Annotated in this window: 21 protein-coding genes and 3 tRNA genes; 8 read left to right on the top strand and 16 right to left on the bottom strand. The window is 48.0% G+C overall.

Features of this window, described 5'->3' with window-relative positions; translation table 11 throughout:
• Positions 1 to 124: 124 nt before the first annotated feature.
• The 4 genes from ViNHUV68_RS18265 to ViNHUV68_RS18250 are packed head-to-tail and all read right to left on the bottom strand — an operon-like array spanning position 125 to position 5,231.
• Positions 125 to 706 carry an ANTAR domain-containing protein gene (locus ViNHUV68_RS18265; protein WP_391090514.1) on the bottom strand — a complete coding sequence of 194 codons (582 nt, stop codon included), beginning with the start codon at positions 704 to 706 and terminating at the stop codon, positions 125 to 127.
• A gap of 58 nt (positions 707 to 764) precedes the next feature.
• On the bottom strand, positions 765 to 1,724 hold the full coding sequence (locus tag ViNHUV68_RS18260) for a glycosyl transferase family protein (protein WP_391090512.1): 960 nt from the start codon (positions 1,722 to 1,724) through the stop codon (positions 765 to 767).
• A complete protein-coding gene (gene cobA, locus ViNHUV68_RS18255; protein ID WP_391091867.1) occupies positions 1,721 to 2,599 on the bottom strand; it encodes a uroporphyrinogen-III C-methyltransferase in 879 nt (292 codons plus the stop codon). The genes ViNHUV68_RS18260 and cobA overlap by 4 nt, the downstream gene beginning before the upstream one ends.
• Positions 2,600 to 2,615: 16 nt before the next feature.
• Positions 2,616 to 5,231, bottom strand: coding sequence for a molybdopterin-dependent oxidoreductase (locus ViNHUV68_RS18250; protein WP_391090510.1), 2,616 nt, complete (start codon positions 5,229 to 5,231; stop codon positions 2,616 to 2,618).
• A gap of 326 nt (positions 5,232 to 5,557) precedes the next feature.
• Here ViNHUV68_RS18250 and ViNHUV68_RS18245 point away from each other — a divergent pair, with 326 nt between their 5' ends.
• The gene (locus tag ViNHUV68_RS18245) at positions 5,558 to 6,547 is read left to right on the top strand and encodes a diguanylate cyclase domain-containing protein (RefSeq protein WP_391090508.1); all 990 of its coding nucleotides are present in this window, start codon (positions 5,558 to 5,560) and stop codon (positions 6,545 to 6,547) included.
• Positions 6,548 to 6,625: 78 nt separating this feature from the next.
• Here ViNHUV68_RS18245 and ViNHUV68_RS18240 read toward each other — a convergent pair.
• The 12 genes from ViNHUV68_RS18240 to ViNHUV68_RS18185 all read right to left on the bottom strand — a co-directional run bounded on the left by ViNHUV68_RS18240 (position 6,626) and on the right by ViNHUV68_RS18185 (position 15,583).
• Positions 6,626 to 6,699: transfer RNA gene (locus tag ViNHUV68_RS18240), tRNA-Cys, on the bottom strand.
• 23 nt (positions 6,700 to 6,722) lie between these two features.
• Positions 6,723 to 6,809 (bottom strand) — tRNA-Leu (locus tag ViNHUV68_RS18235).
• Positions 6,810 to 6,871: 62 nt separating this feature from the next.
• Positions 6,872 to 6,945 (bottom strand) — tRNA-Cys (locus tag ViNHUV68_RS18230).
• Positions 6,946 to 7,117: 172 nt separating this feature from the next.
• Complete coding sequence (locus ViNHUV68_RS18225; RefSeq protein ID WP_038176413.1) at positions 7,118 to 7,468, bottom strand: MmcQ/YjbR family DNA-binding protein; 351 nt, start codon at positions 7,466 to 7,468, stop codon at positions 7,118 to 7,120.
• Between the two features lie 39 nt (positions 7,469 to 7,507).
• Entirely contained in the window at positions 7,508 to 7,855 is a 348-nt protein-coding gene (locus tag ViNHUV68_RS18220) for a HopJ type III effector protein (protein WP_391090506.1), read from the bottom strand.
• A gap of 151 nt (positions 7,856 to 8,006) precedes the next feature.
• Positions 8,007 to 8,765 carry an SDR family oxidoreductase gene (locus tag ViNHUV68_RS18215; RefSeq protein ID WP_391090504.1) on the bottom strand — a complete coding sequence of 253 codons (759 nt, stop codon included), beginning with the start codon at positions 8,763 to 8,765 and terminating at the stop codon, positions 8,007 to 8,009.
• Between the two features lie 12 nt (positions 8,766 to 8,777).
• Positions 8,778 to 9,680: a 3-hydroxyisobutyrate dehydrogenase gene (mmsB, locus tag ViNHUV68_RS18210; protein WP_391090503.1), complete on the bottom strand. Its 903-nt coding sequence runs from the start codon at positions 9,678 to 9,680 to the stop codon at positions 8,778 to 8,780.
• Between the two features lie 46 nt (positions 9,681 to 9,726).
• The gene (locus ViNHUV68_RS18205) at positions 9,727 to 10,854 is read right to left on the bottom strand and encodes a 3-hydroxyisobutyryl-CoA hydrolase (RefSeq protein WP_391090501.1); all 1,128 of its coding nucleotides are present in this window, start codon (positions 10,852 to 10,854) and stop codon (positions 9,727 to 9,729) included.
• 17 nt (positions 10,855 to 10,871) lie between these two features.
• Entirely contained in the window at positions 10,872 to 11,660 is a 789-nt protein-coding gene (locus ViNHUV68_RS18200) for an enoyl-CoA hydratase (RefSeq protein WP_391090499.1), read from the bottom strand.
• Between the two features lie 12 nt (positions 11,661 to 11,672).
• Positions 11,673 to 12,827 (bottom strand): acyl-CoA dehydrogenase family protein, encoded by a 1,155-nt coding sequence (locus ViNHUV68_RS18195; protein ID WP_038176404.1) that lies wholly within the window; start codon positions 12,825 to 12,827, stop codon positions 11,673 to 11,675.
• 9 nt (positions 12,828 to 12,836) lie between these two features.
• Positions 12,837 to 14,330 (bottom strand): CoA-acylating methylmalonate-semialdehyde dehydrogenase, encoded by a 1,494-nt coding sequence (locus ViNHUV68_RS18190; RefSeq protein WP_391090497.1) that lies wholly within the window; start codon positions 14,328 to 14,330, stop codon positions 12,837 to 12,839.
• Positions 14,331 to 14,356: 26 nt separating this feature from the next.
• Positions 14,357 to 15,583 (bottom strand): acetyl-CoA C-acyltransferase, encoded by a 1,227-nt coding sequence (locus ViNHUV68_RS18185; protein WP_391091866.1) that lies wholly within the window; start codon positions 15,581 to 15,583, stop codon positions 14,357 to 14,359.
• 164 nt (positions 15,584 to 15,747) lie between these two features.
• On the opposite strand from ViNHUV68_RS18185, the gene ViNHUV68_RS18180 reads away from it, so the two are divergent.
• The 7 genes from ViNHUV68_RS18180 (at position 15,748) to ViNHUV68_RS18150 (ending at position 22,860) form a co-directional block, all read left to right on the top strand.
• Complete coding sequence (locus tag ViNHUV68_RS18180; protein WP_391090495.1) at positions 15,748 to 16,125, top strand: MerR family transcriptional regulator; 378 nt, start codon at positions 15,748 to 15,750, stop codon at positions 16,123 to 16,125.
• Between the two features lie 63 nt (positions 16,126 to 16,188).
• Positions 16,189 to 17,358, top strand: coding sequence for an acyl-CoA dehydrogenase family protein (locus tag ViNHUV68_RS18175; RefSeq protein ID WP_391090493.1), 1,170 nt, complete (start codon positions 16,189 to 16,191; stop codon positions 17,356 to 17,358).
• 9 nt (positions 17,359 to 17,367) lie between these two features.
• Positions 17,368 to 18,978, top strand: coding sequence for a carboxyl transferase domain-containing protein (locus ViNHUV68_RS18170; protein WP_391090491.1), 1,611 nt, complete (start codon positions 17,368 to 17,370; stop codon positions 18,976 to 18,978).
• A gap of 2 nt (positions 18,979 to 18,980) precedes the next feature.
• Complete coding sequence (locus ViNHUV68_RS18165) at positions 18,981 to 19,781, top strand: enoyl-CoA hydratase-related protein (protein WP_391090489.1); 801 nt, start codon at positions 18,981 to 18,983, stop codon at positions 19,779 to 19,781.
• Between the two features lie 35 nt (positions 19,782 to 19,816).
• Entirely contained in the window at positions 19,817 to 20,734 is a 918-nt protein-coding gene (locus ViNHUV68_RS18160; RefSeq protein ID WP_038176391.1) for a hydroxymethylglutaryl-CoA lyase, read from the top strand.
• A 180-nt stretch (positions 20,735 to 20,914) separates the two neighbouring features.
• Positions 20,915 to 21,898: a response regulator gene (locus tag ViNHUV68_RS18155; protein ID WP_038176389.1), complete on the top strand. Its 984-nt coding sequence runs from the start codon at positions 20,915 to 20,917 to the stop codon at positions 21,896 to 21,898.
• Complete coding sequence (locus ViNHUV68_RS18150) at positions 21,895 to 22,860, top strand: diguanylate cyclase (protein WP_391090487.1); 966 nt, start codon at positions 21,895 to 21,897, stop codon at positions 22,858 to 22,860. The genes ViNHUV68_RS18155 and ViNHUV68_RS18150 overlap by 4 nt, the downstream gene beginning before the upstream one ends.
• The last annotated feature ends 27 nt before the right edge of the window (positions 22,861 to 22,887 follow it).

The following is a 22,887-nucleotide window of genomic DNA, read 5'->3' as shown; positions in this document are numbered from 1 at the left end:
TATTTAACTTTTATTTATCAATAACTTAATGAAATTCCCATGCCCCTACTGTATTAACCTGCTTACTCATAGTGCACCACGCACCAATGCGGATTTTTTCTCATAACCCTAAAGTGTTAGTCCTTTATTTAAACGCTTGTAAGGTGTGTAACAGATTTTTCGCGACCTGCGCCAATGACTGGCTTGATTGCATCGCTGATTTACGCATGGCTTGGTAGGCGGTGTCTTCATCGACTTGCTGCATCTTCATCAACATACCTTTGGCTTTTTCAATCACTTTACGATCTTCGATTTGATGCTTAAGCTTACTGATCTGTTGCTGATAGCTTGCCACCGTGCTGCGAAGATTACTCGCATGCTCAATCCAAGGCTCAAGCGAAAACTGTGAATCTGCAGGCAACAAAACGTAATCCATTGCTTCAGGTAAACGATTAATATCATTGGACTTTAATTGTTTAAGCACCACCAACAGTGGATGGCTTTTTAAAGCACATAATTCGATGATCACTCTCAATTCAGCGCAAGGAGAGAGCCAACCTGCGACCACCATCGCGCAGGGCTCTTGGCTTAACATCAGTTCAAGTTGTCCAAAATGACAGGTAAGCAAATTGTCGTAATTTGACGCAAGCAATGTGGTTAAGCGAACCTGCTCTTCTACACGGTCGCTACAAATAATCAGTGGTTTTTTGGAGAGTTTGTTGTTCATTAACATTCCTTGTTTATCTCTCTATCTACAAGAGACATAACAAGGAATGTGCCAACAATTAGAATTCAGAAGAATCGCAGTAGCCGGTCCACAACGAGTAAGCTTTCTCAAAGGCCTGCTCATAGTCGTTAAACTCAGCAAACAAAATCGCGGCCATCGTTGCAACCACCGTATTGGCCATCATTTTTTGCTCTTCGATCGCCGTTGCAAACACACATCTTTTCGGCAACGGGATCTCTGTTAACAAGCGCTCAGTCCAGTAGTGCGACTCAACCCCGTTGGCACTGCTCACCCACACCGTCTGACTGACTTTAGGATTGTACTCCGACTCACCCGACTGGCCTTTAAATGAGACCACCGCATGTTGAGTTAACCCGATCTCACTTTCAACTTCAGCATGAAGTTGCTGAAACCCTGGATGGAAACTACCGCGAATACCTAGTCGCGCCCCACCAGGGTTAAGTGCACGCACAACCGTATTGATCGGAGTGCGCAAACCGTAACGATTTTTCCAACCAATCATGGTTTCAGCCTGAGGAGCAAACCGATCAAGTGGTAAATACGCAATACAATGCGAGTTAAGCAGTTGCTCAGCGTGTTGCACAGAGTCGGCTAGTTCTATATCTAACGCCTGTAAATAGTCTTCGGCATGTAACCGACCTGCGGGTCTATCGTGATAGCCGTGCAACAACACCTTAAACCCATCATCAGCAAGAATTTTTGCCGCAAGTAAGTGCCATGGCTGGCCTGCACTGCGCCGTTTGCCCGCATAACATGGCCAGTCGATATCTGCACCAAGATTTGGCACCCGTGACTGAAAGGCTTTTACAAATCCAGCAATCTCCTGCTTGGTCTCATTTTGTACACGGATCAGCATCAGCAGCATCGCCATTTGATCATCGCCACATTGACCGCTGAGATACTCATCCATAACTTGATAAGCCTGATCAAAGGTTAGTGGCTTACGACCACGCTCTCCTCGGCCTACTGTGCGAATGCAATCCAATATTGTGCTCATATTACCTCGTGTGAAATCACTGACTCGACGGTCTTATTCAATTCTTTACGCAGTTTGACCACTTCGCCTAAGATAATCAATGCTGGACTTACCCCTTTAAGTTGCAGCGCTTTTTCGGTCAACTCACTTAAAGTTGATACATACACCTGCTGCTGACGACTGCAGCCATGTGTGATGATCGCCAGTGGGAAGTCAGATCTTAAACCATGCTCGATCAAACCACACTCGATTTGCGATGCTTTTTCTAATCCCATGTAAAACACCAGTGTCTGCCCAGCACCAACAAGCTGAGACCACGCAGGTAGTGCGCCCGTTACCACTTGCCCCGTCACAAACGTTACGCTGCGTGCCAACTCTCGATGAGTCAGCGGTATATAGGACGATGCCGCACAACCAATCGCTGCAGTGATGCCTGGGATAACCTCAAAGTCAATATTGTGTTTGGCAAGTTCAAGCCCTTCTTCTCCACCACGACCAAAAATAAAGGGATCGCCACCTTTAAGGCGCACCACGTTTTTCCCAAGTGATGCCAGTTCGACCAAGATCTGGCTAATTTCCGCTTGCTTTAAGCTAGGTTGTCCACAACGTTTGCCAACATAAACTAACTGACAATCCGGCGCAGCAAGTTGTAAAATTTCTCGGTTAACCAGTCGATCATAGACAATCGCGTCTGCCGCTTGGATCGACTTCATCGCTTTAACGGTCAGCAGTTCAGGATCATTTGGCCCAGCGCCGACAAGAAACACCCGCCCTTGCTTGGTTGTCGTTTGGGCTTGGTTACTACTGTTAGAGTGCCAGGCATAGTGGTGTTGACTGAATCCTGCACCACGTAAACTCATTTCAGCGCCTTCTTTATCTAGCTGTTGCTGTTGCATTTTCATATCCGCATTCCTATTGATTAACGACGCGAGCTTGGTTGTGCTGTTTAACCAAAGCACTAATTTGAGGTAAACACGAGCCACAGTTTGAACCACATTTCAGCTTATTTTGAAGTTGACTGACGCTGTCACAATCGCCGCTTTGCAATGCACGCTGTATCTGTGTATCGCTCACTCTAAAGCAGCTGCAGACCAACTCACTGGTCTCCTCTTGTGCGACGATGCTCAGTAGTTCAGAAAAACGTAGCGGCCTGCCAATCAAACCTGCCAGCTGAGACGCATTCGACGCCAAAGGTTGAGTTGAGACAATCATCAGAGAGCGAACAATCTGCTGCTCGCCCGCATCATCAATACCGACTGCAAGCCATCCACTTGCAAGATCGAGCACGACTCTGCGTTGTGATTGGTTAATGCCCAAACTTAGATGGTCATTTTTCTCAACGTACGCCGTATCGGCAAAACGCCAGATGCCAGTGTGCTGCTCACTTTGGAATGACTGATAAAGCTTGGGCTCAGGCTTAAATTGCTCTCCGAGAAATAACCCATAGCATTTGACATCAATTGGCGCGATGGAAACCGCTTGAGACTTAAACGCCGGCTGACCTGAGTGCGGATCGACGTCGCGGCTTAATATTGCATTAACCTGAGTGTTTTGGCCATATTTGCCCGCCCAGTGCATCGACATAAATAGCTGTTTGTCGCCGAGCCCTGTATCGATGGCGACTTTAGTCACAATGCGATGCAAGGATTCATGAGCAGAAAGCGCGACAACTTCGCCTTCTTTAACGCCTAAATAAGCAGCGCAACGACTATTTAAATACACGGTAGGCTCAGGTTCGCTAGCCGCTAAGTGGGCAATATGCCCCGTGCGAGTCATGGTGTGCCACTGATCCCTTTGACGTCCCGTATTTAGCCACCATGTGTCTTGAGGTGTTTCATCACGATCTTGAGTGACAACAAATCGCGCTTTACCATCAGGGTAACTAAACTGACCGTCTGCGAACGGGCGCTCTCCTCCCCACCGTTGAGGTTGCCAATCCTGGTACTCCTGCGCGCTGATCGCATCAAACTGAGACAAATCGAGTAATAACCCGCTGTCACTGTTTAACCCAGTCATGGCCGCATATTCGCGAAAGACGTCCACTTCAGATTGGAAATCAAAACCGTTTTCCTGCTTGAGCAACAGTGATAATTTTGCAGCAACTTCACTTATCGCTCGCCAATCGGACTTGGCCTCACCTTGCGCTGCAATAAATTGACGCTGACGCGTTAACATCCGATCAGAGTTCGTTACCATGCCCTGCTTCTCACCCCAACCAGCGGCAGGTAATAACAAGTTGGCATATTGGGCGATATCCGAATCAACCGTGATATCAGAAACAATCACCATTGGACACTTTTCCAATGCCCGACGGACGAACAGATTATCAGGCATAGAGACAACCGGGTTGGTCGCCATAATCCAAATAACTTTAATGTCACCTCGTTCAACCGCTTCAAACATATCGACCGCTTTCAGCCCGGGCTTACGAGCAACACGTGAGGTTTGCCAAAAGTCGCTTATTAGTTGAATCGACTGGGGATCAAAACCACGATGAATCGCCAGTTGATTTGCCAATCCGCCAACTTCACGCCCTCCCATCGCATTCGGTTGGCCAGTTATTGAAAACGGCCCGGCGCCCTGATAACCGAGCTTACCCGTAGCTAAGTGGGCATTAATGATCGCATTCGCTTTATCAGATCCAGACTGTGATTGATTGACGCCCTGACAAAACAGGGTGATAACCCGCTTGTTATCGGCAAACCAGCGGTAGAAGGTTCTCAATTGCTCCACACTCAGTTGCAACGTTTCACTCAATTGATTGAACGTGTATTGGCCAGACATCACTTGCTTCGCCACCAAATCAAACCCTGTGGTATGTGCGTCGATGTATGCCTGATTCAAACCATTAGTGTCTCGTAAATAACGCACTAGACCATTGAACAAGTCACAATCACCATCATTGCTGATAGCCAAATGAAGATCCGCCTGCTGAGCGGTAACCGTCTCTCTAGGATCAATCACCACCAGCTTTAATTGGGGGTTGTTCTCTCGTGCTTGCTGAATGCGGCGGAACAAAACCGGATGCGTCCACGCTGTATTTGCGCCACAAATGACAATCAACTCGGCACTATCAATGTCGCTGTAGTTCACCGGGACGACATCCTCACCGAAAGCACGGTTATGTGCCACCACGGCCGAGGACATACATAATCGAGAGTTAGTATCGATATTAGCGCTACCGACTAAGCCTTTCATAAACTTGTTGGCCAGATAGTAGTCCTCTGTCAGCAGTTGACCAGAGACATACATGGCGGTTGAATCTTCACCATATTCGGTCACAGCGCTGTGGTAAGCATTGGCAATAATATCGGTGGCATTATCCCAGCTGATCTCTTGGCCATTGAATTTCGGATAGAGCAACCGAGATGGCATTTGTAAGCTTTGCGCCAATGCCGAACCTTTAACACACAGCGCGCCTTGATTGGCAGGATGTGTTTTGTCCCCTGTGATGCCCAGTTGGTTGACTTCGACACCACATCCAACACCGCAATATGGACAGGCAGTTTTAATACATTCCTTGGTCATTTCTCGCTCCTCAATGACGACGAAGCCTCTCCTTTGGGGGAGAGGCTTCGTTGCCTGTACATAGTCATTTTATGGTTACCCATTAAAGTGGGCTGTGAACAATCTGAGCAAGTTAGGTGCCAAACAAAAAACTCATATATATCAGACAAATAAGAAATCGCCGTTAATAAACCGCACCAAACATGTGCAAGCTTCCTGCATTTGCGTGCAAAATTGAGCATTGCAAGGCGACTTTTTGGCGAGAACTTGTCGAGTGAGTTAATAGAAATTTAGTTCGAACATGCGTATATTGACCTCAACCTGAAGTCGCAGGGTAAGGGAATGACATGGAAGAGTACTTAGAAAAGATTGCGCGACTAGAAAAAGAGAACCAACAACTCAAGAGCGAAAATGCACGTTTGCAAGAGAAGCTCAACGTAGCACTTGATGGCAATGGACTGTGTCTCTGGGAGCAGCACGTCCCTAGTGGCACCTTAACCATTTTCAATATGCAATGGGGTAAAATGCTCGGCTATCAGCCCAACGAGCTAACGGCGACGGTCGAAACCTGGAAAAGTAACCTCCACCCCGACGACTACGATCTTGCTGTCGGTGCCTTTGAAGATCATCTCGCGGGTAAAACCGACTTATATCAAGTCGTTCATCGCATGTTACATAAAGATGGCAGTGATAGCTGGGTATCGGATCGAGGTCGAATTGTTGAATATGATGCCGAGGGTAAACCGCTGCGGATGATGGGCACCCATATCGACATCACCCAAGAAAAACGTTACGAACAACAGCTCGCCAAGCTGGCCAACAGCGATCCATTGACCGGTTTACTTAATCGTAGCGCGATCGAGCAAGCTTTTTACCAGCTGCAAGGTAACAGTGATCAGCTTAATAACGGCACTAATGCGTTAGTCTTTTTTGATATCGATAACTTTAAAGCGGTCAATGATGAACTTGGCCATCACGCTGGTGATCGATTACTGATTAATATCGCCGATAGCTTGAAAACGCTCTGCCCTGATGAGGCACAAATCGGCAGACTGGGTGGCGATGAGTTTGTGATCCTTTGTCACGCTTCACAGCACGATGATTTAATGGCATTGTGCGACTCGCTCCTAACGCATGCTTCCCCACACACAACGCTATCAGCGCCACAGTCTCAGATTGGTTTTAGTATTGGGGTGTGTCTTTTCTCGGGTTCGCACCACCGTTTTGAAGACATTTACCAACGCGCAGACAGTGCCATGTACAAAATTAAGAAGAATGGCAAAAACGGAGTGGCGGTGGTCGACTTAACCGCAACGCAGCAACATCCAAATCCTTAGCCAATAAAAAACAAACTGCGCAGTCAATAAAGTCCAGAGACAACAAAGCCAGTCACTAGGACTGGCTTTGTTAAGTAATGGAGGCGCGTCCCGGAGTCGAACCGAGGTCCACGGATTTGCAATCCGCTGCATAGCCACTCTGCCAACGCGCCTTTGTGCTCTATGAGCGAATAGATGGTGCCCCGGGCCGGACTTGAACCGGCACAGCGCGAACGCCGAGGGATTTTAAATCCCTTGTGTCTACCAATTCCACCACCAGGGCACACAAATTACTTTGTGATGCCGTTTAGTACGATAAACACCATCTAAAATTTAATAAAGAAATGGAGGCGCGTCCCGGAGTCGAACCGAGGTCCACGGATTTGCAATCCGCTGCATAGCCACTCTGCCAACGCGCCCTTTTCTTTCAACGCTTTAGGTTACTCACCGTTGCGTTCGATGCATACTTTACGGATTGAGCGAGAAGAGTCAAACAAAAACATCACTTTTTATTTTGTTTGCTGAGTTTTGAACCAACATGCTGCTTGTTTGATCTAATCTGACGCTTTTTGAGCAGCAAAAACAAACCATTCAAGCCAGTAAAGCGCGCTGCGCTTTAGGTAACTTGCTTACAACAAGCTGATAAGATCGCTCGCACAAATCTTCAATCAGGCCATCTTCAACATCTCCTGGGTAATAAACCGTCACCCAATGGCGCTTGTTGGTATGATAACCGGGAGTAATATCGGCAAACTGCGCGCTAAGCACTTCACCATCTTCTGGCACGACCTTGACCGTGACATACTCACGCCCTTCCCTGTGTGACAAAATGGCAAACATCTTACCTTTGACCTTATAAACCAGTGCATCTGGCCCAAAAGGGTAATCCGCTTGCGCGCAGGTAAAAGTATCAAGAAACGTCGCTAATTGTTGATTATTCATGGTGACTCCAAAAGGAGCATAACGCTCCTACTCAGATTATTACGCTTTAGCCACTAACGCTGGGCCATCAAACTCAATACCTTGCCAGCCATATTGCATAAAATTACGAATATTGGCGTGATCACACCCTTGTGGATTTTCTAATACATCGTGACGATAGTACTGTCCGAAGCAAGCCAACGTTAGCTCTGGTGGCAGTTCGTTGAGCTTAGCAAAAGCAAAAATTTTGCATGAGCCGTTGTTTTGATTGGCTTCATTACGGACATCACCATTGGTAAATGCGGTGGGGGTAAAGATGTAGCATGCGTCAATCGCGGCCATAGTCTCTTCAAATTGGATTAAAGACGGAGATTGAGCCAGTTTATCGAGAAAAAGATCCAGTTCCATTGCGTGATTATTCCTTACAATTATCGGTAAATCATAGTGTTATCATTTGTCTGATGTTATCACTTTGTCAGGGGTTGGAGAAAAGAAAAAAGCCCGCAATGCGAGCTGACAATATAGAGACCAAATCTAGTTAAAGAGTACAAAGCGTGATTTACATTCTTATCCCGCCGTCTATTTCTAAGATCCGACCGCTGATGTAATCATTCTCGAAGATAAACTTGACGGTGTTCGCAATTTCAGCGGTTTTTCCCATTCTGCCGACAGGAATCATTGCTTCAAGGCGTGCCATCGCTTCTGGTTTCATTTGCGCAGCCATGGGTGTTTCTATCACACCGGGCGCAATTGCCGCTGCTCGAATGCCGTAACGTGCTAACTCTTTCGCCCAAGTTGTTGCCAAAGTTGCGACTGCCGCTTTTGACGCCGCGTAGTTAGTTTGACCGATGTTGCCTGCTCTTGCGACACTAGAAATATTGATGATCACCCCTTGAGACTGAGTCTCTATCATTTGCACTGCCGCTTCCCGACCACACAAAAACGTTCCGGTAAGGTTAACGTCAATCACCGCATTAAACTGCTCAAGCGACATCTTCGACACTTTACCATCTTTGACTTTAACCAAGAGTCCATCACGCAGTATCCCAGCGTTATTGACCAACCCATTCAATTGGCCAAAATCGGTGACAACGTCACCAAACACCTGTTCAACCTGCGCTTCTTGGGTTACATCCACTTGGTAGGTCAGTGCTTTGACACCCAACATTAAACACTGACGCTTAGTATCATCAAGAGCCTTTTGATTGACGTCGAGCAGGGCTAATTCAGCGCCAGCGTGAGCCAGCGTCACCGCCATCATTTGCCCAAGCCCTTGCCCTGCGCCTGTAATCGCTATTACGCTTTGCTTTAAATCCATATCCTTTCCCTATCATGGCTGCTGTGAGCGATAAAACTCAAACAAACTCGAAAAGTCTAGCTCTTGATTGCCGTTCATATTGTGAAATGCATACAAATTACGCGCTAAAGCGCCCATCGGCACTGAAGATTGACTTTGCGTGGCGGCTTCAAGGCCTAATCCTAAGTCTTTGAGCATCAATTTACTCATAAAGCCTGGCTGATAGTGGTTGGATGCCGGCGCATTTTCCATCACACCGGGACACGGATTATAAAGCTCAAGCGCCCAGTTTCGCCCTGAACTTTGTAGCATGATGTTAGACAATACTTTTGGATCAAGTCCGTTGGCGATACCTAAGTTAAGCGCCTCACAGGTTCCTGCCATTAAAATACCCAACATCAGGTTGTTGCATATTTTCCCCATCTGACCACAACCGCTGTCGCCAGCATGAAAGATGTTTTTCCCCATGTGTTTCAACACACGCTCGGCGCGTATAAAAGCTTGCTCGCTGCCACCGACGATAAAAGTTAACGTGCCGGCCGAGGCGCCAGCGACACCACCAGAAACAGGAGCATCAGCAAAATCAATACCGCGTTCTTTTGCCTTGGCCGCAACCAAGCGTGCAGACTTAGGATCGATGGTTGAAGAGTCGATCAACACCGTCGACTCACCAACATAATTGACAATACCTTGGCAGCCATTACCACCTAAGTAGACCGCTGTGACATGTTCACCAGCAGGCAACATGGTAACAACCGCATCAGCGCCCATCACTACCTGTTTTATCGAATCACACACCTTTGCGCCAGCGGCAGCAAGTGGTTTTGCCAACTCGGTGACCAAATCAAACACCTGAACCTTTAACCCTGCCGACAACAAGTTGTTGGCCATTGGCGCGCCCATATTTCCCAGTCCGATGAATGCTATCGTTTCCATGCGCACTTCTCCTTAATAATGACCTTAAGTTAATAGTGACTTAACGTTAATAGTGGCCTAGCGTTGCCAAAGGGTGAGCTTCTTCAGGCCACAGTGAACGGCACATTTCATCGATAACTTGGGTCTCCACCGTTGCAACATTGGGGTAGAGCCATTTAGGCTCACCATCTTTGTCGACCAATCGAGCTCTCACCCCTTCTTGGAATTCACCCAATAAGGTACTGCGAACCGACATAGTGAGTTCTAAGCGAAAGCAATCTGCTAATGATAAGTCACTGTATTGCGTCATCTGACGAAAGCACAAGTGGGCGGTAATCGGGCTGCCTAATGCCGAATTTGATTTAGCCACCGCTAGCCATTCATCGTTCCCTTGAATCGCTTGGATATTATCGAGCACTTGAATCACATTATCGGCACTACAGGCTAAACGAATCTGACCCAAATACGGCACCATTTGCGCTTGTGGTTGATTGTCGACCTGCAATGCGAAGCCTTCAAGAAGCTCAGTGACCACTTCATAGACATCGTCGACACACTCCCAATCGGCCACCTGCAACTGCTCTATCAACTGCTGTTTATGCCTTGGCAAGGCAATGTGATCAGCAAGATGGATGGCAACGGCATCACTGGCATTAACCATCACGCCGGTCATACCTAAAAACATGCCAACGCCGCTGTCTAAACGATTAAGAAACCAGGTTCCACCGACATCAGGATAGAGGCCAATACTGACTTCCGGCATCGCTAAACGTGAATCAGGAGTCACGACTTTATGGCTTGAGCCCATGTAGAGCCCCATCCCTCCTCCCATGACAATGCCCTGCCCCCAAGCAATAATCGGCTTGCAGTAAGTATGGATAAGATAGTCACATTGATACTCGGTGTTAAAAAATTGGCCACAAAAAGCTTGGATTTCCTCACGACTGCTGTCACGCATTACGCTATGCATAGTGCGAACGTCACCTCCAGCGCAAAAGGCTTTTTCACCCGCACCTTCTAATAATACACAAACTAGATTGTCGTCTTCATGCCACTTCTGAAGTTGTTGATGCAAACTCACCAGCATGTCTAAGGTTAGCGCGTTTAAAGACTTGGTATTGTCTAAGGTCGCAACGCCCACTTTATGCACCCCATTGCTACAGGGCAATTCAGAAAAATGAATGCTATCACTCATGATTGTTCTCCTTCGCCCTAGCGGTTATTCCAGCGTGGTGGGCGTTTTTCAAGAAAGGCATTGACACCCTCTTGTTGATCGTCGGTATCAAACAGTTGAGTAAACCGCTCCCTCTCTTTTTCCAATCCGTGAACAATTGGCCCAGAGCGAGCATGTTGAATAAGTGTTTTACACGCAGCGACAGCCGGCGGGGCTTGATTGGCAACCTTTTCGGCGAGTTGAATGGCCGTTTTCAAAGCATCCCCCTGCGCGACCACCTCTTCCACCAAGCCGATCTCAAGAGCCTTGGCCGCGGTAAGTTGCTCACCACACAAAATAATTCGCTTAGCCCAACCCTCGCCAACCAGCGCGGTAAGATTTTGCGTCCCCCCAGCACAAGGCAACAAACCAACTTTCGCCTCGGGCAGCGCCAGCTTGGCTTGTTGCTCTGCGATGCGAATATCACAAGCAAGCGCCGCTTCTAGCCCCCCACCCATCGCATAGCCATTAATTGCTGCGACAGAGACTCCGCGAAATGCGCTCAAGGTTTCAAACGCTTCGCCAAACACGCGCGCCATATCGGCAGCAACCTGCTTATCACCTGAAGAAAACAGGTTAAGATCGGCACCGGCTGAGAAAAACTTGTCGCCTTGACCGGTAATAACCAACGCATACACAGTTAATTGCTGATTAAGTACGGTGATCAGTTGCTTGAGTTCAGTCAAGCTATCGCGCGTCCAAGTATTTGCAGGAGGATTATTGATGGTCAGCACCGCAACGTGATTATCAATATAGTGTTCGATGCATCCTTGCTTTTGATTGGTCATGTCTCTCTCCCTCTACAGTTGCTCAGCGCCATCAGCGAGTAATCTTCGGGCGACGATAAGGCGCATGATTTCGTTGGTGCCTTCTAAAATTTGGTGGACACGCACATCTCGAAAATAGCGCTCAAGCGGGTACTCTTTGATGTAGCCATAGCCGCCGTAAAGCTGTAGGGCCTTGTCGCAGACCCGAAAACCGACGTCAGTTGCAAAACGTTTTGCCATCGCGCAGTACGTACTGGCATCTGGGTGTTGGTTGTCGAGTTTACTTGCAGCCAAACGTACCATCTGCCGCGCCGCCACCAACTCGGTGGCCATGTCGGCCAATTTAAACTGCAATGCCTGAAACTGACCGAGCGGTTGACCAAACTGCTTTCGCTCTTTGAGATATCCGATAGCAAGATTAAGTGCTTGCTGCGCAGTGCCGAGCGAACAGGTGGCGATGTTAATGCGACCACCATCCAATCCTTTCATCGCGAAGACAAAACCTTGGCCCTCTTCACCGAGTAAATTTTCTTTCGCCACCAAGACATTATCAAAACTGATACTGCGGGTTGGCTGAGAGTTCCAGCCCATTTTCGGCTCTTTACGCCCATAACTGATCCCTTGGCTATCGGCCGCAACGACAAACGCAGACACTCCCTTGGCTCCCTCATCACTGGTGCGTGCCATCACGACCAACACATCCGTTTCTCCGGCCCCTGAAATAAACACCTTGCTGCCATTGAGCAGATAACCATCGGCCACCTTCTTGGCACTGGTGGTCAACGATGCCGCATCTGATCCTGCGTTGGGCTCAGTTAAACAGTAAGAACCAAGCCACTCGCCACTAATAAGCTTAGGACAGAACTGCGTCGCGGCACGTTCGGTTGCAAAGCTGGCCACCATCCAGGTCACCATGTTGTGGATGGTCATAAAAGCGGTCGTTGAAGTGCAGCCCATCGCCAGTTGTTCAAAAATGATCGAGGCATCAAGGCGGCTCAAACCCAGTCCCCCTTTTTCCTCTGGGGTGTAAAGGCTCAGAAAACCCAGCTCCCCTGCCTGGCGTAATACCGACTTGGGGAAAATCTGCTCTTCATCCCACTTGGCCGCATTGGGTTCGAGACTATCGCGAGCAAACTGCGCGGCGGTATCAGCAAAAGCGCGCTGATCTTGGTTGAGTTCGAAGTCCATATCGCCTCCTTAACGCAGCTGAATCGACATGTTTGGGCCACTTGGCACATCATCATCAAACCAACGCGCAGTGACTGTTTTGGTCTCGGTATAAAAACGCACCGCTTGTTTGCCATACGCATGCAAGTCGCCATAAAAACTGCCACGCCAACCCGTAAACGAGAAAAACGGCAGCGGGACCGGAATCGGTACGTTAATACCAACTTGGCCGACCTGAATCTGGTGTTGGAATTTTCGCGCAGCACTACCGCTGGCGGTAAACAATGACGTTCCGTTGCCATAAGGATTGCGATTAATTAGCTCGATAGCCTCATCAAGGCTCTGTACCTCAATGCACACAAGAACCGGTCCGAAGATCTCTTGTTGGTATAGCGACATCTCGGTGCTCACACCACTAAACAAGGTCGGGCCAAGCCAGTTGCCATCCGGGTGCCCCTCTACCTCGCACTGAGTTCCATCAAGCAAACAGTTGGCGCCCTGAGCTTTACCTTGCTCTATCAAAGAGACAACACGCAGCTTCGCTTCTCTGCTAATTAAAGGGCCAAAGCCTGCATGCTCATCATCCCAAACCCCAGGCGTCACCTTGGCCATTTCACTGGCTAAATCATCGATCCACTGGCTTGAATCACCGACAAATACCGCAACCGATATCGCCATACAGCGCTGACCCGCCGCGCCCACCGATGCACCAACAAGGTTATTGATTACCTGAACTTTATTAGCATCAGGCATGATCACCATATGATTTTTCGCGCCAGCAAACGCTTGGACGCGCTTATTGTAAGACGTTGCTGTGTGATAGATGTATTTTGCAACCGGAACAGAACCGACAAATGAGACGGTTTTGATCTGCGGGTGTGCCAACAGATAATCCACTTGAGCTTTAGCGCCATGAACAACTTGCAATACTCCTTGCGGCGCTCCGGCTTGATCAAATAGCTCTGCTAATCTCATCGCGGTAAGGGGCACTTGCTCTGAGGGCTTAAGGATAAAAGTGTTGCCCGCAGCGATGGCTAATGGAAACATCCACAGTGGGATCATGGCCGGAAAGTTAAAAGGCGTGATACCACAGCAGACACCGAGCGGTTGAATAAGTGAATAGCTGTCGATATCTGCCGCGACATTTTCAACCGTTTCACCCATCATATTACTGGCGATATTAGCCGCTTGCTCGACTACTTCGATACCTCGCCAAACATCTCCTTTCGCATCAAGATTGGTTTTTCCGGTCTCTTTTGATACCAGCCACGCCAACTCATCATGATGCTCTTTTAATAAATGCTGATAACGCAGCATTAATCGAGCGCGATCGGAAACTGCGACCTCTTTCCACACACTAAAAGCCTGACTTGCGCTCTCAATCGCACGTTCGATCTCTTCAGCGGTTGCACAAGGTAACTGCGCGATGATTTGATTATTGGCAGGATTGGTAACTTCAAGCCACTCATTGCTTTCAGACTGGCAGAACTCTCCACCGATAAATAAAGAGACTGGCTGTGTCATGATGATGTCCTTATTTGATTAAGCGATTACAAAGGAATTTCGACGGCAATCGCGGTTGCTTCGCCACCACCGATGCATATCGCCGCTATCCCTCTCATGGTTTTACGTTGAGTGGCATCACCATCGATTCCATATGCTTGCAGCTGACGTAAACTGTAGATAAGCGTGGTGATAATTCTTGCTCCGCTGGCACCAATCGGATGACCCAACGCGCATGCTCCACCTTTGATGTTTACTTTACTTGAATCTAAACCAAGCTCCTTTACCGCGATTTGCGCTACCACGGCGAAGGCTTCGTTAATTTCCCATAAATCAACGTCTTCAACGTCCCAGTCCAGTTTTGACAGCAAGGCTTCAATGGCGTAAACCGGAGCAACAGTAAATTCTTCAGGTAATCTGGCATGAGTCGCATGGCCTTTAATTACCGCAAGTGGCGCTACGCCATTTTGCTCGGCGAAGGCTTGCTCCATCACGATCAATGCCGCTGCGCCGTCTGAAATCGCGCTTGAGTTGGCGGCAGTAATTGAGCCTTGCGGTGAGAATGCGGGTTTGAGTCTGGCGATTTTGGTCGCATCAATGGAGGGCGGTAGTTCATCAAAATCAAACCAGTCTAATGCACTTTCGCCCTGTTTTTCGCTTTCTATTGCCACCATTTCAGCGCTAAACATACCCTGTGCCTGCGCGGCTAGCGCTCTTTGCAACGACTGTTCGGCCCAGTTGTCCATCTCTTGACGTGAGAAGTTAAGTGTATCGGCGATCCGCTGACCATAAACGCCCATCAGCTCACCTTGATAGGCATCTTGCAGCCCATCAAGAAACATATGATCAAACGTTGTTTTGTGCCCCATTCGCATACCGGCTCGCGACTCTTTGAGCAAGTAAGGGGCATTCGACATGCTTTCCATTCCACCAGCAACCGCGCATCGAATTGAGCCACTGCGAATCAAATCATACGCCAACATTACGCTTTTCATTCCAGAACCGCACACCTTATTGATGGTCGAGCATGGCACACTGTCAGGCAGGCCGGCTTTCAATGCGGCTTGACGTGCAGGCGCTTGGCCGCATCCGGCAGCAAGTACACAGCCCATCAATAGCTCATCAATTAGCTCCCCGTGAAGATTTGACTGCTCCATCGCCGCACGAATAGCAAACCCACCTAATTGTGGAGCCGAATAGCTCACGAGTTCGCCTTGAAAGCGCCCCATCGGTGTGCGTTTAGCCGCGACTATCCATATCTCATCCAGTTCCATCATAGCTCTCTTTGACCGCTAGATAATTTCTTGACGTTTACGTAAGCATAGCACTAACATTTACGTAAACGTCAACAAACCAAAAAAACTATTTTGCTTTACCAAGTTGATGGAAAGTGACCGATTAGTAACCCAAGAAAGACGGACTCAGGAATCAAGGCTCAGTGGAAAAATATAAGATAAGTGAACTTGCGAAAGAATTTGATATTACAACTCGAAGTATCCGTTTTTACGAAGACGAAGGGTTAATTCAGCCTGAGCGAAAAGGCAGTATGCGGATGTACAACCGTCGAGATAAAACCCGACTCAAGCTCATTTTACGTGGCAAGCGCTTGGGGTTTTCTTTGGCGGAGATTCGTGAATTATTTGAACTGTATGATACTCGTCAAGGCAACACTCAGCTAAAAGAAATGCTGAAAATCATTGATGAGAAAGAAGCGTTGCTGATGCGACAGCTCGAAGACATAAATAGCATGCTAGAAGACTTATCTGTCGCTCGCGCACGTTGTGAGCAGGCACTTAAGTCATCACAACTTAACTAAGCATCAACGAATCGTCTTCGTCTGTTTGGTTGATTGATTGGCTTGCAATCATTCGGAGGCGTTATGTTTACTCACTATACCCCACTCAATTTTGGGCTGGATGACTCTATCAACATGCTGCGTGATCACGTTTATGGATTTGCACAGCAGCATATTGCGCCCCTTGCTCAAGAGATCGATCGCTCCAACACATTTCCCAATCAACTTTGGCCTTTGATGGGAGAGATGGGCTTACTCGGCGTCACCGTCAGCGAACAATATGGCGGTGCCGAGATGGGGTATTTAGCCCACGTCATCGCCATGGAAGAAATAAGCCGAGCTTCCGCCTCGGTTGGCCTCAGCTATGGCGCGCACTCCAATTTGTGTGTCAACCAAATTTTTCGTAACGGCACCACTGAGCAACAAACAACATTCTTACCCAAATTGCTCGATGGTCGCTCGGTGGGCGCACTTGCAATGAGCGAGCCCAACGCGGGCTCTGATGTTGTCAGCATGCAGCTTAAAGCAACGTTAAACGATGATCATTATCTCCTCAATGGCAGTAAAATGTGGATAACCAACGGGCCAGATGCCGATGTGGTCGTGGTGTACGCCAAAACTGCGCCTGAGCATGGGAGTCGTGGCATTACGGCATTCATTGTCGACAAAATTACCAGCCCTTTCCAAGCGGCGCAAAAGCTCGATAAGCTTGGCATGCGCGGTTCAAATACCTGCGAGCTAGTGTTTGAAAATTGCCCCGTTCCAGTAGAGAACGTGCTCGGTAAGGTCAATCATGGCGTCGAAGTGCTGATGAGCGGCCTTGATTACGAACGCGTGGTCCTTGCCGCTGGCCCAGTTGGCATTATGCAAGCCTGTTTGGACTTGGTCGTGCCCTACATTCATGACCGCAAGCAGTTTGGCCGCTCAATTGGCGAGTTTCAATTGGTGCAAGGAAAAATGGCCGACATCTATACTCGAACCAACGCCGCCAGAGCTTATCTTTATGCGGTCGCAGCGGCCTGCGATAACGGTCACGCGACACGCAAAGACGCCGCTGGAGTGATTTTATACTGCGCCGAAACCGCAACCCAAATTGCGTTAGATACCATTCAGCTTCTTGGCGGCAATGGCTACATCAACGAATTCCCCGCTGGACGTTTGCTGCGTGATGCTAAGTTGTATGAAATTGGTGCCGGCACGTCAGAAATTCGCCGTATGTTAATTGGTCGCGAACTGTTTGAAGAGTCTCGATAGGAGCATGTGATGCCAATCATTCAAAGCAAAATCAAACCTGACTCAGAGCTTTTTCAAAGCAACGTTGCAGCAATGTCAGCACTTGTCGCAACACTAAACGCTGACATCCACACTATTTTACAAGGCGGTGGTGAAAGCGCTCAGCAACATCAAAAAGCAAAGGGCAAACTGCCAGTACGAGAGAGAATTGCTCTGTTACTCGACCAGCACAGCCCGTTTCTTGAAATCAGCCCATTCGCCGCTTGGAATGTTTACCCTGAAGCGGTTCCATGTGCGGGCATTGTCGCCGGAATTGGTCAGGTCCATAGCCATCCTTGCATGGTGATCGCCAATGATCCGACCGTCAAAGGCGGCACCTACTACCCTTTAACCGTAAAGAAACACCTACGTGCTCAAGCGATTGCTCAACGCTGCAAAATCCCCTGCGTGTATTTAGTCGATTCCGGCGGAGCCAATTTACCTCATCAAGCCGAGGTGTTCGCCGACAAAGAACATTTCGGCCGTATCTTCTTTAATCAAGCCAAGATGTCGAGTGAAGGCATCCCGCAAATTGCTGTCGTGCTTGGATTGTGCACTGCAGGCGGCGCGTACATACCAGCGATGTCAGATATTGCCATCATGGTCAAACAACAAGCGAGCATCTTTCTTGCCGGTCCCCCTTTAGTCAAAGCTGCCACAGGCGAAGTGGTCAGCGAAGAAGAGCTTGGTGGCGCAGATGTCCATTGTCGTAAGTCTGGCGTCGCAGACTATTATGCAGAAAGTGAAGCGCACGCGATGGCACTTGCCCGTGAAGCTCTCGCCAATACTGGGCAAGACAGTCGCAAGCCTGTCGTTGATGTTGATAAGGTGGCATCACCTCGCTATCCGGCAGATGAGTTATACGGCATTGTTAACGCCAACTTAAGGCTTTCATTCGATGTTCGGGAAGTCATCGCCCGACTTGTTGATGACTCTGAGTTCGACGAGTTCAAAGCGCTGTTTGGCACCACACTGGTATGTGGGTTTGCACGCATTGACGGACACTTAATCGGTATCTTAGCGAACAATGGCATCTTGTTTTCTGAATCAGCACAAAAAGGCGCGCACTTTATCGAACTGTGTGCCAAGCGCCATATCCCGTTACTTTTTTTACAAAATATCACCGGATTTATGGTGGGTAAAAGAGTCGAAGAAGGCGGCATTGCTAAACACGGCGCTAAGCTGGTGATGGCAGTGGCGTGCGCCGAAGTACCCAAGTTTACGGTTGTTATTGGCGGTTCATATGGAGCGGGTAACTACGCAATGTGTGGCCGTGCTTACGATCCTACCATGATGTGGATGTGGCCCAATGCACGCATTTCAGTGATGGGAGGTGAACAAGCCGCTGGCGTGCTCACCGAAGTAAAGAGTCAAGTCATGCAACGCAAAGAGACGCCATGGCCCGAGAGCGAACAGCAACAGTTTCGACAAGAGATCCTCGACTTATATGAACAACAAGGACACCCGTACTATGCAAGCGCAAGGCTGTGGGATGATGGCATTATCGATCCTAAAGAGACCCGCAATGTCTTGGCTCAAGCTCTGAATGCGACTGCACAATCTGATACGACAGTCAGTCAATTTGGCATATTTAGGATGTAGTCATGACAGCGAAACATTACGCCAATTATCAACACATTGAATGTCAGCTCAGCGGTGAAGGTATCGCACAGTTGATACTAAATCGGCCACAATACGCCAACGCATTTAATGACCAGATGATCGCCGAACTCATCTCTGCCATCGACCAACTCGCGAGTGATAAAGCGGTGCGTGGACTGCTGCTTTGTGGTCATGGTAAACACTTCTCTGCAGGCGCCGACATCACTTGGATGCGCTCTATGCTTAATAAAAGTCAACAAGACAATCAGCTTGATGCCTACCAATTGGCAACACTTCTGGCAAAACTTGACCAATTTCCTCACCCGACGGTTGCAGCAGTGCAAGGTTGCGCATTTGGCGGTGCATTAGGCTTGATATGTTGCTGTGACATGGTCTTTGCTGCCGATCACAGTCAGTTTTGTTTAAGTGAAGTTAAGCTAGGGTTAGTCCCTGCCACTATTGCGCCGTACGTGATACGAGCGATAGGCATTCGTCAGGCCCGGCGCTATATGTTGTCTGCTGAGCCTATCAACAGCCAAACGGCGCAGCGTATTCATCTAGTTCATGAGTTAGCCGCGAGCGAACACCTTGCTTTAAATAGTCACGCGTGGCTGAAGTCGACCATAAAGCACAGTCCAAATGCCTTAGCCACAACCAAACGTCTGTGTGATCATTGCCATCACCAACCCATTGATGACGCCTTACTGCGCTATACAAGCGAATTAATCGCCAAGATTCGCGTTTCTCAGCAAGGGCAAGAAGGGCTCACAGCCTTTCTAGAGAAACGGCCACCCAATTGGTAGTGCGCGACTAAGGACTAAGGACTAAGGAGCAACGCATGAATAACCCGCTAGCAAGTAAGCACCTTCCATCCTCTGTGACGGTTGTCGAAGTGGGCCCGCGCGATGGATTACAAGGTGAGCGTTCCCTGCCTATTGCCAGTAAAATCGAGTTCATCAATCAACTATCACGAGCGGGTCTCACTCATATTGAATCAGGTGCCTTTGTCGCCAAACATCGCGTACCGCAAATGGCCGACTCAAAACAAGTTCTGCAAGGAATTTCGCGCCAACAAGGGGTACGCTATTCTGCGCTCACGCCTAATAGGCAAGGCTTGGAGGCTGCGATAGAGAGCCAAGTTTCTGAAGTTGCAGTGTTTACTTCAGCTTCTGAAGGATTTTGCCAACGCAATATTCATTGTTCCGTCGAGGCCAGTCTAGCGCGCTTTGAGGACGTCATCGCGTTGGCGTCTCAATATCATATCCCAGTGCGCGGGTATCTTTCTTGTGTCATCGACTGCCCTTACGATGGTGCTACTCTACCTGACAAAGTGGCTCAGCTTAGCCAGACCATGTTAGAGATGGGCTGTTATCAGGTATCACTCGGCGACACGATAGGAACAGGAACACCACATCGCATTGCGACCATGCTAGAGGCCGTTCTAAACATCGCAGATCCAGACGCCATCGCCGTACACTTTCATGACACATATGGTCAAGCGCTTACCAATATTTATCAGGCGCTTACGATGGGAATTCATGTCATTGACGCTAGCACCGCTGGACTCGGAGGCTGCCCATATGCCAAAGGCGCTGCCGGTAACGTTGCTACCGAGGATGTGCTCTATCTTTGTCACGGTTTAGGTATAACAACTGGGGTTTCCCTTGATAACGTGGTGAATGCGGCGTGGTATATCTGTGGCCAATTAAACAAACTTCCCAGTTCTAAGGTTTCATTAGCATTAAAACGCAATTGAAATGAGTAATTATGTGTTTAGACTCCAATTTTTCGACCTTCAAACTAAAAAATACGTGAGTTAGTGCTGTGAAAGGTGTTTACTAGCAGGCTTGCAGATTTGAACTAAGGTCACAAGACCCTGATCAGATTGTTGGCTATTTAGACAAAACCACCACTTTCAAGGCTAGCGACTAACACTATGAACCTATTAGTTTGCGATGATTCAATTATCGCTCGCAAATCCATTGTTAGCAGGATAGAACCCTCAACACACAATACGATTCACCAAGCCGAAAATGGTCAACAAGCACTCGATATCTTGGCTTCGCACAATATTGATGTCTTGTTTCTTGACTTAACAATGCCGGTGATGGATGGCTTTGAAGTGTTAGCCACCATGCCAGTCAACCATTACCCTACTGATGTTATTGTCGTGTCGGGCGATATACAATCAGCGGCAAAATCTCGTTGCTCCGACATGGGCGCAAAAGACTTTATTGAAAAGCCGTTTGCCACCTCTGACCTGGTCGATCTATTCCACAAATACCACATTCCCCTGCGAAATACAGAACTTAATAGTTCAATTTCATCGTCGACGAGGGTTGATCTGGTCGCAGCTATTCGTGAGATGAGCAATATTGCGTTAGGCTCTAGCGCCGCGCTGATTTCTCAACAAGTCGGCCATTTTATTGAAATGCCTTTACCTAATGTCGCCTCTCTTCATCAGTCTGAATTAAAAATGACCTTGCAAGATATTGTTAATAATTCAGAATCGCGCGCGGTATCTCAACGTTTCGTCGGTCACGGCATTAATGGCGAGGCTTTGGTTTGTTTGCATGGCACGGATTTTAGCAATTTAACTTATCAAAATGGTGAGCAGGTTGAATGTTCGACCAATGAGATCATTTTGGATCTGTCGAATCTATTAGTTTCGTCGTTTTTAGGCTCATTTAGCAAGCAGTTAGATATCAATATCTCACTCAGACAGCCAATAGTTTTAGAGAAAGAAGTCTTGCAACTCGCGCTTAACTCCAACCAGTTTTTGGCTGACTACGAGCAAGACATTTTCACCATTGAGTTTGTCTATAAAGCAGAAAATCTTGATGTCGCTTGCGATATCGTGTTTTTAATCGACAACGACTCGCTCAGTGCAATTAAAGCAATTTTGGAGAGTGTGTTATGAACTCAACTGAAATCGGTGACTTACATTGGGTAATGCAGATCCTTGGCGATCTCGACGCCGGATTGATTGTGGTTGATAGAGATTACAATGTCTGTGTCTGGAACGCGTTTATGCAATCATACAGCGGCATTGCTGCAGACCAGATACTGGGCAAAAACTTGTTTGATGTGGTCCCCGAACTGCCCCATGCTTGGCTAAGACGTAAAGTTGATACGGCATTCACACTCAACAGCCGTGGGTTTTCCTGCTGGGAAGACCGAGCTTACCTGTTTAAGTTTAAAAACTTTAGCCCCATTTCCAATAGCCTAACCGAAATGAGGCAGAACATTAACTTTTCGCCACTGACCTCTGTGAATGGTGACGTTTCTCATGTCAGCATAATCATTAACGACGTTACCGATATCGCCAAAAACAAAATTCACTTGCTCGATTCAAACCAAAAACTGTCTGATCTGAGTCGCATTGATGGGTTGACGAAACTGTTTAATCGCGCCCATTGGGAAAGTTGCTTACACCACCAATATGAACAACAAAAATTGGTCGGCAATCCTGCTTCCTTAGTGATTTTTGATATCGATCACTTTAAACGAGTTAACGATACTTATGGTCACACGGTTGGGGACGAAGTCATTCGCCACGCAGCCCAAGAACTGAAGAAAGCGTCACGCAACTCTGATATCTGCGGACGTTATGGCGGCGAAGAATTTACGGTAATCCTACCAGATACTTGTGCTAATCAAGCGCTATACTTCACCGAAAGACTGCGAAAACGAATCGAACAATCGGTGATTCAAGCGGGTCAGCATGTGGTGAAATATACGATAAGCTTGGGAGTTTGCGAGCTGTCTAGCTATCAAACCTGCCATTTAACTTGGTTAGAACATGCCGACAAGTCGCTTTACTTCTCTAAGCAATCGGGCCGTAATCGCTCGACCGTGTTTGATCCAGCTTTTATTCGCTAGAGTTGTACAGCCTTGTGGAGCCAGTAG

It is taken from the genome of Vibrio sp. NH-UV-68 (assembly GCF_042940635.1).
GTDB classification, from domain to species: Bacteria; Pseudomonadota; Gammaproteobacteria; order Enterobacterales; family Vibrionaceae; genus Vibrio; species Vibrio pacinii.
Note: the sequence above shows the minus strand (reverse complement) of the source record. Positions and strands in the feature narration are given on the sequence as shown.